The following is a 15,993-nucleotide window of genomic DNA, read 5'->3' as shown; positions in this document are numbered from 1 at the left end:
GATCCACGACTTGGGGTTGCACAGCAGATGACTGCGATTTCTCTCGGCATGCCGTCCGTTCCGACCAAGCTCGCCGAGCGCCGGAAGAGCCGGCAGATCCAGGTCGGAACCGTGGCGGTCGGCGGCGACGCCCCCGTGTCGGTCCAGTCGATGACCACGACCCGTACGTCCGACATCGGGGCCACCCTCCAGCAGATCGCCGAGCTGACGGCCTCCGGCTGCCAGATCGTCCGTGTGGCCTGCCCCACCCAGGACGACGCGGACGCCCTCGCGACCATCGCCCGTAAGTCGCAGATCCCGGTCATCGCCGACATCCACTTCCAGCCGAAGTACGTCTTCGCCGCGATCGAGGCGGGCTGCGCGGCGGTCCGCGTGAACCCCGGCAACATCAAGCAGTTCGACGACAAGGTCAAGGAGATCGCCAAGGCGGCGAAGGACCACGGCACCCCGATCCGCATCGGCGTGAACGCGGGCTCGCTGGACCGGCGCCTGCTCCAGAAGTACGGCAAGGCGACGCCCGAGGCGCTCGCCGAGTCCGCCCTCTGGGAGGCCTCCCTCTTCGAGGAGCACGACTTCCGGGACATCAAGATCTCCGTCAAGCACAACGACCCGGTCGTGATGGTCGAGGCGTACCGTCAGCTGGCCGCCCAGTGCGACTACCCGCTGCACCTCGGTGTGACGGAGGCCGGCCCCGCCTTCCAGGGCACGATCAAGTCGGCGGTCGCCTTCGGCGCGCTGCTCTCGCAGGGCATCGGCGACACGATCCGCGTCTCCCTGTCGGCCCCTCCGGTGGAGGAGGTCAAGGTCGGCAACCAGATCCTGGAGTCCCTGAACCTCAAGCAGCGCGGCCTGGAGATCGTCTCCTGCCCGTCCTGCGGCCGCGCCCAGGTCGACGTCTACAAGCTGGCCGAGGAAGTCACCGCGGGGCTGGAGGGCATGGAGGTCCCGCTCCGCGTCGCGGTCATGGGCTGTGTCGTCAACGGCCCCGGCGAGGCCCGCGAAGCCGACCTCGGCGTCGCCTCCGGCAACGGCAAGGGCCAGATCTTCGTCAAGGGCGAGGTCATCAAGACCGTCCCCGAGTCCAAGATCGTGGAGACCCTGATCGAGGAGGCCATGAAGCTGGCCGAGCAGATGGAGGCGGCCGGGATCGCCTCGGGCGAGCCGTCGGTGTCGGTGGCGGGCTGAGCGGACTGACGGACGGGGGCGAGGTCCGGTCGCTCCTCGTGAGCTGAGCCGAGGGGAGCCGGGCTGAGCTGGGCCGAGGCCGCCCTCGGAGTGAGCACCCCGTTCCCGCGCCCAAATTCGATCGCGCCCCCACCCCCCGTCCGTGTTGACTCCCGCAGATGACGAACCTGCGCACCGACCGCCTGATCCTGCGCCCATGGCGTGAGTCCGACCTCGCCCCGTGGGCCGCGATGAACGCCGACCCCGAGGTCCGCGAATATTTCCCGGGCCTCCTCACCCGGGAACAGAGCGACTCCTCGGTGGCCCGTTTCCAGGCCGGGCTCGACGAGCGCGGCTGGGGCTGGTGGGCGGTGGAGGTCGTGGCCACCGGTGAGTTCATCGGGTTCACCGGGCTCGACCCCGTCGACGCGGACATGCCCTTCACCGGGGTCGAGGCCGGCTGGCGGCTGGCCCGTCCGGCCTGGGGACACGGCTACGCCACCGAGGCCGCCCGCGCCGCGCTCGCCTTCGGCTTCGACGACCTCGGCCTCGCCGAGATCCTCGCGGTCACCGCCGTCGGCAACCTCCGCTCCCAGGCGGTGATGAGGCGCCTCGGCATGACCCGCGATCCGGCCGACGACTTCGACGACCCGGGCGTGCCCGAGGGACCGTTGCGGCGGAGCGTGCTCTACCGGCTCCGCGCCTGCACGGAAGCTCAGGCGTGACGCATCCAGACGTTGGGCTCCTGGTACACGCCCTCGTCCGCGTCCCGGTCGATGCGCAGCAGACTCAGCCCGTCCGGGATCACGTACTCGCCGGACTCGGGGAAGACCAGACCGGTCCAGCTCTCCCACTCGGCGACCGTGCCGGTCATCGTCTGGGACGCGGGAGCGCCCGCCAGGATCTGGGCGCCCATGCGCTCGTGGGTGCGGATCCAGGGGTCGAGGGCCGCGCCGTCGGGACGGCGCCACCGCATGAAGGAATCGATCGGCGTCAACGGGTAGCGCGCCTTCGTCGTCGGCCGCACCGGTGCGAGGACCCGGCTCAGCCCCGCCTCCCGGCCGACCTCCCGCAACGTCGTCAGCGTCCGGCCCGCCAGCCCGCGCCCCTTGAGCGACGGGGTGACGATCGCCCCACAGATCACCAAGGTGTCGGGCTCGGCACCCCGCTCCCGGCCCTCGACGGCCTGGACCAGGGTCTGGCTGTAACCGGTCGGGAGACTCTCGACCTGCCCGTCCCAGCGGATCGGCACCCCCCACCCCCCGGCGACCGGCACCCCGTCCTCGTCCACCAGCATGAGGTCCAGATCGGCGAACCACTCCCTGACCCGTCCTATGTACTCCTTCCCCAGGCGATCGGCCGTGATGAACTGGGGAAAGCCCTCACTGAACAGCTCCGCGAGTTGTTCCTCCGGCCATGTGCGGGCGTTGGTTCTCTCGGTTGTCAGGATCATGAGAGGTTCGTAGCACACGGGCCTGCCGGACGGGCGGCGCGTCACATTTTCGGCAGGTACAGTGCGGAGATCAGCAGACCCCAGTGTGAGGCCCCGCACTTGTTGACCCAGACCACCTCCCGGGTCCTCGAACCGAGCGACCTGGACGCCGCGCTCGCCGTCCTCGACCGTGAGCCGGTCATGAACGCCTTCGTGGCCTCCCGGGTGCAGGTCGCGGGCCTCGACCCCTGGCGTCTCGGCGGCGAGATGTGGGGCTGGTACGAGGACGGCATGCTGACGTCCCTCTGCTACGCGGGCGCCAACCTCGTCCCCATCTGCGCCACGCCCCGTGCCGTACGCGCCTTCGCGGACCGTGCGCGCAGGGCCGGCCGCCGCTGCTCCTCCATCGTCGGCCCCGCCGAAGCCACCGCGGAGCTGTGGCGGCTGCTCGAACCCAGCTGGGGCCCGGCCCGTGAGGTCCGCCGTCACCAGCCGCTCATGGTCGCCGACCGCATGCCCGACGCCATCGCCCCGGATCCCTACGTCCGTCGCGTCCGCAAGGACGAGATGGAGACGATCATGCCGGCGTGCGTGGCGATGTTCACCGAGGAGGTCGGCATCTCCCCGATGGCCGGCGACGGCGGCCTCCTCTACCAGGCCCGCGTCGCCGAACTCGTCGGCTCCGGCCGCTCCTTCGCCCGCCTCGACGAACACGGCCGGGTCGCCTTCAAGGCGGAGATCGGCGCGGCCACGTCCCAGGCCTGCCAGATCCAGGGCGTGTGGGTGGCCCCCGAGTACCGGGGGAGGGGCCTCGCGGCTCCGGGCATGGCGGCGGTGCTGCGGTACGCGCTGGCCGATGTGGCGCCGACGGTGAGCCTGTACGTCAACGACTTCAACACCCCGGCCAGGCGGACGTACCTGAGGGTGGGGTTCCAGGAGGTCGGCGCGTTCATGAGCGTTCTGTTCTGAGCAGCCTTGACGAAGTCCGGTGCGGTATCGCGCCCCGTAAGAAGCGCAGGGCTGTGTCGATATGCGGCTCCGCCGCGTGGGCGCGACCAGCCCCCACCGGCCCGCGGGCTCGTCATCGCGCTTCCGGCGGAGCGCTTGGCCACGCTCCTCCAGCCGCACTTCGGAGTGCCGTTCTGAGCCTCGTACGAGCCCTGTAGTCTCCCCGGCATGCTGCGCATCCCCGGTCACGGACACCGCAACCCCGACGACATCGTGATCGGCCCCCTCGACCTGCCGGCCCGTGTCGACGAGGCGCTCGCCGTGCAGGCCGTCGCCTTCGGTCTCGGCGCCGACGAGGTCGCCGTGCGGCGCCAGATCGTGCTGCGGCACATGACTCACCCGGGCGCTCGCGCCCTGGGCGCCACCACCGCCGACGGCCGGCTCGTCGGCTTCGTCTACGGCATGCCCAACGACCGCACCCACTGGTGGTCCACCGTCGTGGAGCCGTACCTGCACGCTCAGGGCCGCGACTTCTGGCTCGACCACTCCTTCGTGATCACCGAGCTGCACGTCCACCCGCGCTACCAGAACCGCGGCATCGGCCGCGCCCTGATCACCACGATCACCGACGCCGCAGCAGAGCCCCGCTCGATCCTCTCCGCGATCGACACCGACAGCCCGGCCCGCGGCCTCTACCATTCCCTCGGCTACGAGGACCTGGCCAGACAGGTCCTCTTCCCCAGCGCTCCCAAGCCGTACGCGGTGATGGGAGCCCCGCTTCCGCTCCGCCGTCGCCAGGGCAGGCCCTAACCGATTTCCACCGGGATGGACCGCCCGGCTAACCTCCTAGCCATCACCCTTACCCGGCAGGAGTACGAGAACCATGGCGAACGCACCGGTCCAGCGCATGTCGAATCTGATGGCGAAGACGCTGCGCGACGACCCGGCGGACGCCGAGGTCCTCAGCCACAAGCTGCTCGTCCGCGCCGGCTACGTCCGCCGCACGGCCGCCGGTGTGTGGACCTGGCTGCCGCTCGGCAAGCGGGTCCTCGCGAACGTCGAGCGGATCGTCCGTGAGGAGATGGACGCGATCGGCGCCCAGGAGGTGCTGCTCCCCGCCCTGCTGCCGCGCGAGCCGTACGACGCGACGGGCCGCTGGGACGAGTACGGCCCCGAGCTGTTCCGTCTCCAGGACCGCAAGGGCGGCGACTACCTCCTCGGTCCCACCCACGAGGAGATCTTCACGCTGATCGTGAAGGACCAGGCGTCCTCCTACAAGGACCTGCCGGTCATCCTCTACCAGATCCAGACCAAGTTCCGTGACGAGGCCCGCCCCCGCGCGGGCATCCTGCGCGGCCGCGAGTTCCTGATGAAGGACTCCTACTCCTTCGACCTGGAGGACGAGGGTCTCGCCCAGTCGTACGCCCTGCACCGCCAGGCCTACCAGCGGATCTTCGAGCGCCTCGGCCTCGACTACCGCATCTGCGCCGCGACCGCCGGCGCGATGGGCGGCTCCAAGTCCGAGGAGTTCCTCGCCCCGGCCGCCGCCGGCGAGGACACCTTCGCCGACTGCCCGAACTGCGACTTCGCGGCCAACACCGAGGCGATCACGTACGAGCTGAAGCCCGTCGACGGCTCCGGCGTGCCGGCCGCCGAGGAGATCCCGACCCCCGACACCCCGACCATCGAGACCCTCGCCGCCTCCCTCGGGGTCCCGGCCTCCGCCACCCTGAAGAACCTCCTGGTGAAGGTCGACGGCGAGATCGTCGCCGTCGGTGTCCCCGGTGACCGCGAGGTCGACATGGGCAAGGTCGAGGCGCACTTCGCGCCCGCCGCCGTCGAACTGGTCACCGCCGAGGACTTCACCGGCCGCCCGGACCTGGTTCGCGGCTACGTCGGCCCGCAGGGCCTGGGGGAGAAGGTCACGTACATCGCCGACCCGCGTGTCGCTCCGGGCACGGCGTGGATCACGGGCGCCAACAAGGAGCACACGCACGCGAAGAACGTCGTCGCGGGCCGTGACTTCGAGGTCGACGCGTACGTCGACGTCGTCGTCGTGCAGGAGGGCGACCCCTGCCCGAAGTGCGGCACCGGCCTCAAGCTCGACCGCGCCATCGAGATCGGCCACATCTTCCAGCTGGGCCGCAAGTACGCCGACGCCCTCAAGCTCGACGTCCTCGGCCAGAACGGCAAGCCGGTCCGCGTGACCATGGGCTCCTACGGCGTCGGCGTCTCCCGCGCGGTCGCCGCCCTCGCCGAGCAGACCGCCGACGAGCAGGGCCTGTGCTGGCCCAAGGAGGTCGCGCCGGCCGACGTGCACGTCGTCGCCGCGGGTAAGGCCCTCCAGACCGAACTGGCCCTCGACGTCGCCGAGAAGCTGGCCTCCGCGGGTGTCCGCGTCCTGGTCGACGACCGGGCCGGTGTCTCCCCGGGGGTGAAGTTCACGGACGCCGAACTCATGGGCGTACCGCAGATCCTGGTGGCGGGCCGCCGCTCCGCCGAAGGCGTCCTGGAGCTCAAGGACCGCAAGACGGGTGAGCGCGAGGAGCTGACCGTCGACGAGGCGATCGCGCGCCTTGTGAACTAAAGACGCCTCTCAGGGACTTCTGTCGAGGCGTACGGGCGCCTCACGGACTTCTCTCAGGCCGTTCCCCGACCGTAGGACGTGACACAGCGTCACCAGGGAGGGGAACGGTCATGACTGGACGCGTCGCGGCCGTGGCGGCGGCGGTGACGCCGGCCGCGGCGGTCGGCGTGTTCGCCCTCGTGGGCACGATGCAGTCGGATGCCGACACGACGGCGAGCACCAGCACGGGGTCGTCGTCCTCGTCGAGCGGCTCATCGACTTGCGACGACTCCTCGTCGAGCAGCACGGATTCGTCGTCTTCGTTGTCTTCTCCTGATCGACGGCACCCCGGTCCCCGCCCGCACCGTGAAACGGGCCCGCCGCGCCGCCGCGGACTGCCCGGTCCTGGCCCTCGAACTCACGGCCGCGTAGGCCCACGAGCCGGCGGGGACTACAGCCAGCTCGCGAACTCCAGCAGCAGTTCCGCGTCCTGGGGGCGGCCGACCCGGCGCGCGCGGACCCCGGACTCCACCGCGCGGAACAGGGTCCAGCCGCGCAGTCGCTCCTGGTCCACCTCCAGCGACTCCGCGAGCCGCTTCACCCGACGCCGGGTGATCGCCGCCCCGGAAGGGGAGGCGATGAGGTCCTCCACCCGGTCGCGGACCAGTCGCGCCAAGTCGAACGCGCACTCGCCGACCACCGGATCGGGACCCACGGCCAGCCAGGGCATCCGCTCCCCGGCCAGCACCTTGCTCTGCCGGAACGTGCCGTGCAGCAGCCGGTGCTCGGGGGGTTCGGCCAGCAGCTCCTGGCGGGCCGCGAGGGCCACGTCGACGAGCGGGGCCACTTCGGGATCGGTCGCGGCGGTCGCCCGCATCGCCTCGGCCTGCCTGCCGGTCCGCTCGGCCACGGTCTCGAAGACGTGGGCGGCGTGGTCACCGGGGGGCCCGACCCACAGCCGGCGCAGCGTGCCCGCCGCCTCCAGCAGTGCCTTCGCCTCGGGCAACGACCGCACCGACACATCCGGGTGCAGCCGCTCCAGGAGCAGCACGCCTTCAGTCGTGGCAGTTTCGAGCAGTTGTACGGCGCCCAGGCCGCCCCAGTGCGTCAGCGCGGCCCGCTCGCTCTCCGGGCGGGCCCGGCGTGGGGCCAGCTTCAGCACGGCCGGAGTCCCGTCGGCCCGTCGCACCAGCACCACCAGACTGCTCCGGCCGCCCGGCACCTGCACCCGCTCGACGGTCAACTCGCGTAGAGCAACGGCTTGTTGGGCCGCCTCGGGCAGCGTCTCCAGCCAGTCGTCACCGTCCGGTGCCGTCTCGCCGAGCGCCCGCACCAGACGCTGCGGCGGTTCGAAAGCCATGCGCGAGTCGTTCCCTTCCTCTCCGGGCCTCTCCCGGTTATGCCGTCGGTGTCGCCGAGGCCGGGGTCACGGTCGCGTTCGTGCCCGCGGCCGCACCCGTGTCCGCCCGCTCGGCGAGACCAGGGAAGGCTACGCTCCCGCCGCGCCAGCGCACCGCCCGGACCGCCGCCTCCCGCAGCGCCGCGGCCGCCTCGCCGCGCCGTTCGCCGTCGCTCGCCCGGACCAGGTCGGAGTACACCCCGGCTACGCGTTCCTCCAGCTCGGCGGCGAGCCGGACGGCCGCGGCCGAGTCCGGCACCGGGAACGGCAACGCGTACGCGGCGCTCGCCGCGACGGGCTCGCCGCCCAGGTCGCGCACCTCGCGCACCAGCGTGTCCCGCCGCGCCCGGTGCGCGTCGTACGCCGACCGCGCCTCCGCGCGCCGCTGTTCGCGGATCCGCCCGCCGACGATGCCGTACCCGTACACGGCCGCGTGCTCGGCCGCCAGCACGGCCTGCAACGCCTCCAGCTCCGGCTTCTCCGCCTCGCTCACTTGGCACCCTCCGTCAGCAGATACGCGTGCGCCGCCCCGGCCGCCGCCACCGAGGCCAGCAGCCGGGCCAGCTCGCCCGGCACGTCCAGCAGCTCCTTCGCCCGCCGGTCCGCCAGCGCCCGTTCGGCGGCGGCGAGCTCGGCGAGGGCGTCCTTCGCGCTCCCCGGGGCAGCGGAAGAGGTCGCCGAAGCGGCAGCGGGAGAGGTCACCGTAGGGGAGGCGGGAGACGCGGCCCCGGACGGCTCGGAGGACGCCGAGGCGGACGCCGTCACCCTGGCGCCCCCGAACGCCTCCACATGCCGCACCGCCTCCGCCCGCAGCGGCCGAAGCCGCTCCGCCAGTCCCGGATACGCGACGATCACCGTGTCGTATCGTTCAACGATTCCCCCGCTGTCCCGTGCGGCACGCACGCGTGCCCGCTCGGTGACCGACAAGCTTTCGCCCACGCTCTCCTCGGAGTCCTCGCCACCGGAGGAGCAGCCGACGAGCAGGACCGCCCCGGCGGCAGAGGCGAGCAGGGATCTTCTCCGCGGCCCCGAGGGGATGCGCGGCGGCGGGGAGTACGGCACGGCAGACGTCCTCGGGGGCTCGTACGAACACACGGGGCGGGAAGGGCGGCCCCGCCGGTGATCACCGTACCCGCGCGCCCGCCCGGCATCACTCATCGGCACCGCCCGTGCGCAGGTGGACAGCAACACTCCCTGCGACCGGATACCCTTTGACCAGACACGCGCCCCATCCCACAACAGCACACGCGGCCGAGGAGTCACCCGGATGAGCACCACCCAGAGCGAGAGGCTGCGAGAACTACTGGAACCGCTCGTCACCTCCCAGGGCCTGGATCTCGAAGAGATCGCCGTAGACTCCGTCGGACGCAAGCGGGTGCTGAGCGTTGTCGTCGACTCCGACACCGGAGCGGACCTGGACCAGGTCGCCGATGTGAGCCGCGCGCTCTCGGCGAAGCTCGACGAGACGGACGCGATGGGCGAGGGCGAGTACACCCTCGAGGTCGGAACCCCCGGCGCGGAGCGCGCCCTCACGGAGCACCGCCACTACGTGCGTGCCCTGGACCGGTTGGTGAGGTTCCAGCTCACCGAGGGCGGCGAGCTGACCGCCCGGATCCTGAAGGTCGACGAGGCGGGTCTCGACGTCGAAGTCCCCGGAGTGAAGGGCCGCAAGGCCACCTCCCGCAGGCTCGCCTTCGACGACATCGCCAAGGCCCGGGTCCAGGTCGAGTTCAGCCGCAAGGACAGCAAAGACAACAAGGACATGAAGGAAGAGGAGGAGGCGTAGCCGTGGACATCGACATGAGTGCCCTGCGGGGCTTGGTACGGGAGAAGGAGATCTCCTTCGACCTGCTGGTCGAGGCGATCGAGTCGGCCCTCCTCATCGCCTACCACCGCACCGAGGGAAGCCGCCGTCACGCGCGCGTGGAGCTCAACCGGGAGACCGGACATGTGACCGTGTGGGCGAAGGAGGACCCCGAGGACCTCGAAGAGGGCCAGGAGGTCCGGGAGTTCGACGACACCCCGTCCGGCTTCGGCCGTATCGCCGCCACCACGGCCAAGCAGGTGATCCTGCAGCGCCTGCGCGACGCCGAGGACGACGCGACGCTCGGTGAGTACGCCGGCCGCGAGGGTGACATCGTCACCGGTGTGGTGCAGCAGGGCCGAGACCCGAAGAACGTGCTCGTCGACATCGGCAAGCTCGAAGCGATCCTGCCGGTGCAGGAGCAGGTGCCGGGTGAGCGGTACCCGCACGGCATGCGGCTGCGGTCGTACGTCGTTCGGGTGGCGAAGGGTGTCCGCGGTCCGTCCGTGACCCTCTCTCGTACGCACCCCAATCTGGTGAAGAAGCTCTTCGCGCTCGAGGTGCCGGAGATCGCCGACGGGTCCGTCGAGATCGCCGCCATCGCGCGCGAGGCCGGTCACCGCACCAAGATCGCCGTCCGGTCCACCCGTTCGGGCCTGAACGCCAAGGGCGCGTGCATCGGCCCCATGGGCGGGCGGGTGCGCAACGTGATGGGTGAACTGAACGGCGAGAAGATCGACATCGTCGACTGGTCGGACGACCCGGCCGAGATGGTGGGCAACGCGCTGTCGCCGGCCCGCGTCACCAAGGTGGAGGTCGTGGACCTGGCGACCCGGTCCGCGCGCGTGACGGTGCCCGACTACCAGCTGTCGCTGGCGATCGGCAAGGAAGGGCAGAACGCCCGGCTCGCCGCCCGGCTCACCGGCTGGCGGATCGACATCCGTCCGGACACCGAGCAGCCGTCCGAACAGGGCTCCCTCCGGAGCGGGGAATAGATCCAGGCCGTAGGTGGCTTAGATCACGACAACAACCGTTCGATTCTTCCCCCAAAGGGGGGAGGTCGGTGCGGGGAGGTAGACTTAGCTGTGTCTGGCCGGACGCGAGCCCGCGCATGCCCTGAACGCACCTGTGTGGGGTGCCGGGAGCGAGCGGCCAAGACTGATCTGCTGCGCATCGTGGCGATCGAGGACGCCTGCGTCCCCGATCCTCGCGGTACGCTGCCCGGCCGGGGTGCCTATGCACACCCCGACCCGGCCTGTCTCGACCTGGCGGTACGCCGCCGGGCGTTCCCACGGGCGCTCCGCGTCCCGGGACCGCTCGACGTAAAGGTGTTGCGCCGGTACGTCGAGCAGACAGAACGTTGCTGAGCAGGCGACACCGTAAGAAAGCGTCGCGCGGAACCCCGTGCGGCCCAGGTACCCCGCGAGTTGGAAGTAGGTCGAGATTGCGATGAGCACTCGATGAGCACGCGATGAGTACGCCCATGAAGTAGCGACGGTCCGGCCGCAACCCGGACCTAAAAGGAGCGAAGTGGCTAAGGTCCGGGTATACGAACTCGCCAAGGAGTTCGGTGTGGAGAGCAAGGTCGTCATGGCCAAGCTCCAGGAACTCGGTGAGTTCGTCCGATCGGCGTCTTCGACGATCGAGGCGCCCGTAGTGCGCAAACTGACAGACGCCTTCCAGGGCGGTGGCAACGGCAGGTCCGCCGGTAAGCCCGCCCCGCGCAAGGCCGCCCCCAAGCCTGGCGCGCCCTCCCCGGCGCAGACGGCACGTCCGGCTGCCCCGAAGCCGCCGGCCGCCCCCACGCCCGCCGTGGCTCAGCAGCCCGCGGCCCCGTCGGCTCCGTCGGCCCCCGCGCCGGCCGCCTCCGGCCCGCGTCCGGTGCCGGGCCCCAAGCCCGCGCCGCGTCCGGCCCCGGCGGCACCCACGACGCCGGAGTTCACTGCTCCGCCGTCGGCCCCGGCTGCGCCGGCCGCCCCGGCCGCCGCCCAGGGCCAGCGCCCTGGTGCCCGTCCGGGCCCCGGTGGCCCGAAGCCCGGCTCCCGTCAGGGTGGTCCCGGCCAGGGTCAGGCTCCCCGTTCCGACCGTCCCGACCGTGGCGCCCCGCGCCCCGGCGGTCAGGCCGCGCGTCCGGGTGCCCGTCCGGCCGGTCCGCGTCCGGGTAACAACCCCTTCACCTCCGGTGGCTCCACCGGTATGGCGCGCCCGCAGGCGCCCCGTCCGCAGGGCGCGCGTCCCGGCGGCCCCGGTGCCCCCGGCGCTGGTCCCCGTCCGCAGGCGCCCGGCGCCCAGGGCGGCGGTCCGCGTCCGCAGGCTCCGGGCGGTTCCCGCCCGTCGCCCTCCGGTATGCCCCGTCCGCAGGGCGGTGGCCCCCGTCCCGGTGGCGGCCCCGCGGGTCCGCGTCCGAACCCCGGCATGATGCCGCAGCGTCCCGCTGCCGGCCCGCGTCCCGGCGGTGGCCCCGGCGGCCGCGGTCCGGGCGGTGCGGGTCGTCCCGGCGGCGGCGCCGGTCGTCCCGGTGGCGGCGGCTTCGCCGGCCGTCCGGGCGGTGGCGGCGGTGCCGGTCGTCCGGGTGGCGGCGGCGGTTTCGCCGGTCGTCCCGGTGGCGGTGCCCCCGGTGCCGGTGGCGGCGGCTTCGGCGGCGGCGGTGGCCGTCCCGGCTTCGGCGGTCGTCCCGGTGGTCCCGGTGGCCGTGGTGGCACGCAGGGCGCCTTCGGTCGTCCCGGCGGTCCCGCGCGTCGCGGTCGCAAGTCGAAGCGGCAGAGGCGCCAGGAGTACGAGGCCATGCAGGCTCCGTCGGTCGGCGGCGTGATGCTGCCTCGCGGCAACGGCGAGACCATTCGCCTGTCGCGCGGTGCCTCCCTCACCGACTTCGCGGAGAAGATCAACGCCAACCCGGCGTCGCTCGTCGCGGTCATGATGAACCTCGGCGAGATGGTCACGGCCACGCAGTCCGTCTCCGACGCGACCCTCGAGGTCCTCGCCGGCGAGATGAACTACACGGTCCAGATCGTCAGCCCCGAGGAGGAGGACCGCGAGCTGCTCGAGTCCTTCGACATCGAGTTCGGCGAGGACGAGGGCGGCGAGGAGGACCTCGTGGTCCGTCCGCCGGTCGTCACCGTCATGGGTCACGTCGACCACGGTAAGACCCGACTGCTCGACGCCATCCGCAAGACGAACGTCATCGCGGGCGAGGCCGGCGGCATCACCCAGCACATCGGTGCCTACCAGGTCGCGACCGAGGTCAACGACGAAGAGCGCAAGATCACCTTCATCGACACCCCGGGTCACGAGGCGTTCACCGCCATGCGTGCCCGTGGTGCGCGGTCGACGGACATCGCGATCCTGGTCGTCGCGGCCAACGACGGCGTCATGCCGCAGACGGTCGAGGCGCTCAACCACGCCAAGGCCGCCGACGTCCCGATCGTCGTCGCGGTCAACAAGATCGACGTCGAAGGCGCCGACCCGACCAAGGTGCGCGGTCAGCTGACCGAGTACGGCCTGGTGGCCGAGGAGTACGGCGGCGAGACCATGTTCGTCGACATCTCCGCCAAGCAGGGTCTGCACATCGACTCGCTGCTGGAGGCCGTGGTCCTCACCGCGGACGCCTCGCTCGACCTGCGGGCCAACCCGAGCCAGGACGCGCAGGGCATCGCGATCGAGTCCCGTCTCGACCGTGGGCGCGGTGCCGTGTCGACGGTCCTCGTCCAGCGAGGCACCCTGCGGGTCGGCGACACGATGGTCGTGGGCGACGCCTACGGCCGAGTGCGCGCCATGCTCGACGACAACGGCAACAACGTCGCCGAGGCCGGCCCGTCGACGCCGGTCCAGGTCCTGGGCCTGACCAACGTCCCAGGTGCGGGCGACAACTTCCTCGTCGTCGACGAGGACCGTACGGCCCGTCAGATCGCCGAGAAGCGCGCCGCCCGTGAGCGCAACGCCGCGTTCGCCAAGCGCACGCGTCGCGTCTCGCTCGAGGACCTGGACAAGGTGCTCAAGGCCGGCGAGGTCCAGCAGCTGAACCTGATCATCAAGGGTGACGCTTCTGGTTCGGTCGAGGCGCTCGAGTCGTCCCTGCTCCAGCTGGACGTCGGCGAAGAGGTCGACATCCGCGTCCTGCACCGCGGTGTCGGTGCGGTCACGGAGTCGGACATCGACCTGGCGATGGGCTCCGACGCCATCGTGATCGGCTTCAACGTCCGCGCGGCCGGCCGCGCGGCGCAGATGGCCGAGCGCGAGGGCGTGGACGTCCGGTACTACTCGGTCATCTACCAGGCGATCGAGGAGATCGAGGCGGCCCTCAAGGGCATGCTCAAGCCGGAGTACGAAGAGGTCGAGCTCGGTACGGCGGAGATCCGCGAGGTCTTCAAGTCGTCCAAGCTGGGCAACATCGCCGGTGTTCTCATCCGCTCCGGCGAGGTCAAGCGGAACACCAAGGCCCGACTCATCCGCGACGGCAAGGTGGTCGCGGAGAACCTCAACATCGAGGGCCTGCGTCGCTTCAAGGACGACGTCACCGAGATCCGCGAAGGGTTCGAGGGCGGTATCAACCTCGGCAACTTCAACGACATCAAGGTCGACGACGTCATCGCGACGTACGAGATGCGCGAGAAGCCGCGGGCGTAACACCGTGGCCCGAGGTGGCCGACGGGACCTGGTTCCCGTCGGCCGCCTCGGCGTGTTTCAGCTGACGAGCGTGTTTCAGCTGACAGGTAGGGCGCGGCGGGGTCGAAACAATCCCGTCGAGCACCCCACCCGTTCGTTGTACCGTTCTTGATGTCCCTGCCCACCGATGGCGGGGCCATCGATCCCGTACCGGCGGGTGAACCGGATACACATGTACGTAGGGACTCTGTCCTTCGACCTCCTCCTCGGCGACATTCGGTCACTGAAGGAGAAGCGCTCCGTCGTCCGCCCGATCGTCGCCGAACTCCAGCGGAAGTACGCGGTGAGCGCCGCCGAGGTCGACCACATGGACCTCCACCGCCGGGCCGGCATAGGCCTCGCGATGGTGTCCGGCGACGCCGGCCACCTCACCGACGTACTGGACCGGTGCGAACGGCTGGTCGCCGGACGTCCCGAGGTGGAGCTGCTGTCCGTGCGACGGCGGCTCCGCGGCGACGACGACTGACCAAGAACACAGATCAGGAAAGAACGGGAGACGGACCAGTGGCCGACAACGCGCGGGCTAAAAGGCTGGCGGACCTCATCCGAGAGGTGGTGGCCCAGAAGCTGCAGCGCGGGATCAAGGACCCGCGGCTCGGCTCGCATGTCACCATCACGGACACCCGGGTGACGGGTGACCTGCGGGAGGCGACCGTCTTCTACACGGTGTACGGGGACGACGAGGAGCGGGCCGCCGCGGCCGCGGGCCTGGAGAGCGCCAAGGGCGTGCTCCGCTCCGCGGTGGGTGCGGCGGCGGGCGTGAAGTTCACGCCGACCCTGGCCTTCGTGGCGGACGCCCTGCCGGACACCGCGAAGACCATCGACGACCTGCTCGACAAGGCACGGGCCTCGGACGCGAAGGTCCGCGAGGTCTCGGCGGGCGCCAGCTTCGCGGGCGACGCCGACCCGTACAAGAAGCCGGGCGAAGAGGACGAGACTGCCGAGACGGACGGCGACGCCGCGGAATGACCGAGAAGCACAAGACGCCCGACGGCCTTGTCATCGTCGACAAGCCGTCGGGCTTCACCTCGCACGACGTGGTCGCCAAGATGCGCGGAATCGCCAGGACCCGCCGCGTCGGCCACGCCGGCACCCTCGACCCCATGGCGACGGGCGTGCTCGTCCTCGGCGTCGAGAGGGCGACCAAGCTCCTGGGGCACCTGGCCCTCACCGAGAAGGAGTACCTGGGGACCATCCGCCTCGGGCAGAACACGCTCACGGACGACGCCGAAGGGGAGATCACCTCCTCCGCCGACGCCTCCAAGGTCACCCGGGACGCCATCGACGCCGGGATCGCCAAGCTGAGCGGCGACATCATGCAGGTGCCGTCCAAGGTCAGCGCCATCAAGATCGACGGCGTGCGCTCGTACAAGCGGGCGCGCGAGGGCGAGGAGTTCGAGATCCCGGCCCGCCCGGTCACCATCTCCTCCTTCGCGGTGTACGACGTCCGTGACGCCGTCGCCGAGAACGGCACGCCGGTACTGGACCTGGTGGTGTCGGTGGTCTGCTCGTCCGGCACGTACATCCGCGCCCTCGCCCGCGACCTGGGCGCCGACCTCGGCGTCGGCGGTCATCTGACCGCCCTGCGCCGTACCCGCGTCGGCCCGTACAAGCTGGAGTCGGCGAGGACGCTTGACCAGCACCAGCAGGAGCTGACGGTGATGCCGATCGCCGAGGCCGCCACGGCCGCGTTCCCGCGCTGGAACGTGGACGCCAAGCGGGCCCGGCTGCTCACCAACGGCGTACGCCTGGAGATGCCCGACGAGTACGAGGGCAGCGGCCCCGTCGCCGTCTTCGACCCCGAGGGCCGCTTCCTGGCTCTGGTCGAGGCGCACAAGGGCAAGGCGAAGAGCCTGGCCATCTTCGGCTGAGGGGCTGAGGGTTCCGCCAGGGGCCTGGTGCCCGTGGAGCGGCGAACACGGGGTCTTCCACTGCCGCCGCTCCACGGTCCCCCCTCGGTTCCCCCACCCCTAGGGTGTATCCACGGGTCCCGCTCCATTCACCCGTCCGGGCAG

The 15,993-nt window shown here is 71.3% G+C and carries 17 protein-coding genes; 12 read left to right on the top strand and 5 right to left on the bottom strand.

Translation table 11 applies throughout. The annotated features are described in order from the left end of the window. The first annotated feature begins 27 nt into the window (after positions 1–27). Both ispG and ABT114_RS23970 read left to right on the top strand, forming a co-directional pair. Positions 28–1,185 carry a flavodoxin-dependent (E)-4-hydroxy-3-methylbut-2-enyl-diphosphate synthase gene (gene ispG, locus ABT114_RS23975; protein WP_351144893.1) on the top strand — a complete coding sequence of 386 codons (1,158 nt, stop codon included), beginning with the start codon at positions 28–30 and terminating at the stop codon, positions 1,183–1,185. Positions 1,186–1,343: 158 nt separating this feature from the next. Beyond that, positions 1,344–1,889 (top strand): GNAT family N-acetyltransferase, encoded by a 546-nt coding sequence (locus ABT114_RS23970; RefSeq protein ID WP_351144892.1) that lies wholly within the window; start codon positions 1,344–1,346, stop codon positions 1,887–1,889. Here the strand turns inward: ABT114_RS23970 and ABT114_RS23965 are convergent. Further along, on the bottom strand, positions 1,880–2,617 hold the full coding sequence (locus ABT114_RS23965; protein ID WP_351144891.1) for a GNAT family N-acetyltransferase: 738 nt from the start codon (positions 2,615–2,617) through the stop codon (positions 1,880–1,882). The two genes, ABT114_RS23970 and ABT114_RS23965, sit on opposite strands and share 10 nt — an antisense overlap. 99 nt (positions 2,618–2,716) lie before the next feature. Here ABT114_RS23965 and ABT114_RS23960 point away from each other — a divergent pair, with 99 nt between their 5' ends. From ABT114_RS23960 to ABT114_RS23950, 3 genes are all read left to right on the top strand, one after another. Then, on the top strand, positions 2,717–3,565 hold the full coding sequence (locus tag ABT114_RS23960) for a GNAT family N-acetyltransferase (RefSeq protein ID WP_351144890.1): 849 nt from the start codon (positions 2,717–2,719) through the stop codon (positions 3,563–3,565). Between the two features lie 207 nt (positions 3,566–3,772). Continuing rightward, entirely contained in the window at positions 3,773–4,354 is a 582-nt protein-coding gene (locus ABT114_RS23955) for a GNAT family N-acetyltransferase (RefSeq protein ID WP_351144889.1), read from the top strand. Positions 4,355–4,427: 73 nt separating this feature from the next. Then, the gene (locus ABT114_RS23950) at positions 4,428–6,131 is read left to right on the top strand and encodes a proline--tRNA ligase (protein ID WP_351144888.1); all 1,704 of its coding nucleotides are present in this window, start codon (positions 4,428–4,430) and stop codon (positions 6,129–6,131) included. 40 nt (positions 6,132–6,171) lie between these two features. Here ABT114_RS23950 and ABT114_RS23945 read toward each other — a convergent pair whose 3' ends face one another. The 4 genes from ABT114_RS23945 to ABT114_RS23930 all read right to left on the bottom strand — a co-directional run bounded on the left by ABT114_RS23945 (position 6,172) and on the right by ABT114_RS23930 (position 8,571). Further along, a complete protein-coding gene (locus ABT114_RS23945; protein ID WP_351144887.1) occupies positions 6,172–6,417 on the bottom strand; it encodes a hypothetical protein in 246 nt (81 codons plus the stop codon). Between the two features lie 144 nt (positions 6,418–6,561). Then, the gene (locus ABT114_RS23940) at positions 6,562–7,470 is read right to left on the bottom strand and encodes an aminoglycoside phosphotransferase family protein (RefSeq protein WP_351144886.1); all 909 of its coding nucleotides are present in this window, start codon (positions 7,468–7,470) and stop codon (positions 6,562–6,564) included. Positions 7,471–7,507: 37 nt separating this feature from the next. After that, the gene (locus ABT114_RS23935; RefSeq protein ID WP_351144885.1) at positions 7,508–8,002 is read right to left on the bottom strand and encodes a ferritin-like domain-containing protein; all 495 of its coding nucleotides are present in this window, start codon (positions 8,000–8,002) and stop codon (positions 7,508–7,510) included. Then, complete coding sequence (locus ABT114_RS23930; protein ID WP_351144884.1) at positions 7,999–8,571, bottom strand: hypothetical protein; 573 nt, start codon at positions 8,569–8,571, stop codon at positions 7,999–8,001. The genes ABT114_RS23935 and ABT114_RS23930 overlap by 4 nt, the downstream gene beginning before the upstream one ends. 205 nt (positions 8,572–8,776) lie before the next feature. On the opposite strand from ABT114_RS23930, the gene rimP reads away from it, so the two are divergent. The 7 genes from rimP to truB all read left to right on the top strand — a co-directional run bounded on the left by rimP (position 8,777) and on the right by truB (position 15,849). Continuing rightward, complete coding sequence (rimP, locus tag ABT114_RS23925; protein ID WP_351144883.1) at positions 8,777–9,295, top strand: ribosome maturation factor RimP; 519 nt, start codon at positions 8,777–8,779, stop codon at positions 9,293–9,295. A gap of 2 nt (positions 9,296–9,297) precedes the next feature. Next, the gene (nusA, locus tag ABT114_RS23920; protein WP_351144882.1) at positions 9,298–10,308 is read left to right on the top strand and encodes a transcription termination factor NusA; all 1,011 of its coding nucleotides are present in this window, start codon (positions 9,298–9,300) and stop codon (positions 10,306–10,308) included. Positions 10,309–10,398: 90 nt separating this feature from the next. Next, complete coding sequence (locus ABT114_RS23915) at positions 10,399–10,680, top strand: YlxR family protein (protein WP_351144881.1); 282 nt, start codon at positions 10,399–10,401, stop codon at positions 10,678–10,680. Positions 10,681–10,843: 163 nt separating this feature from the next. Then, positions 10,844–13,939, top strand: coding sequence for a translation initiation factor IF-2 (infB, locus tag ABT114_RS23910; RefSeq protein ID WP_351144880.1), 3,096 nt, complete (start codon positions 10,844–10,846; stop codon positions 13,937–13,939). Positions 13,940–14,150: 211 nt separating this feature from the next. After that, on the top strand, positions 14,151–14,444 hold the full coding sequence (locus ABT114_RS23905; RefSeq protein WP_351144879.1) for a DUF503 domain-containing protein: 294 nt from the start codon (positions 14,151–14,153) through the stop codon (positions 14,442–14,444). A gap of 38 nt (positions 14,445–14,482) precedes the next feature. Further along, positions 14,483–14,947, top strand: a complete 465-nt coding sequence (gene rbfA / locus ABT114_RS23900; RefSeq protein ID WP_351144878.1) for a 30S ribosome-binding factor RbfA — start codon at positions 14,483–14,485, stop codon at positions 14,945–14,947. Further along, a complete protein-coding gene (gene truB / locus ABT114_RS23895) occupies positions 14,944–15,849 on the top strand; it encodes a tRNA pseudouridine(55) synthase TruB (protein WP_351144877.1) in 906 nt (301 codons plus the stop codon). The genes rbfA and truB overlap by 4 nt, the downstream gene beginning before the upstream one ends. Positions 15,850–15,993 lie beyond the last annotated feature (144 nt).

Origin of the sequence: Streptomyces sp. NPDC002088 (assembly GCF_040296605.1) — a bacterium.
Taxonomy (GTDB): Bacteria; Actinomycetota; Actinomycetes; order Streptomycetales; family Streptomycetaceae; genus Streptomyces.
This window is presented reverse-complemented; position numbering and strand designations above follow the sequence as displayed.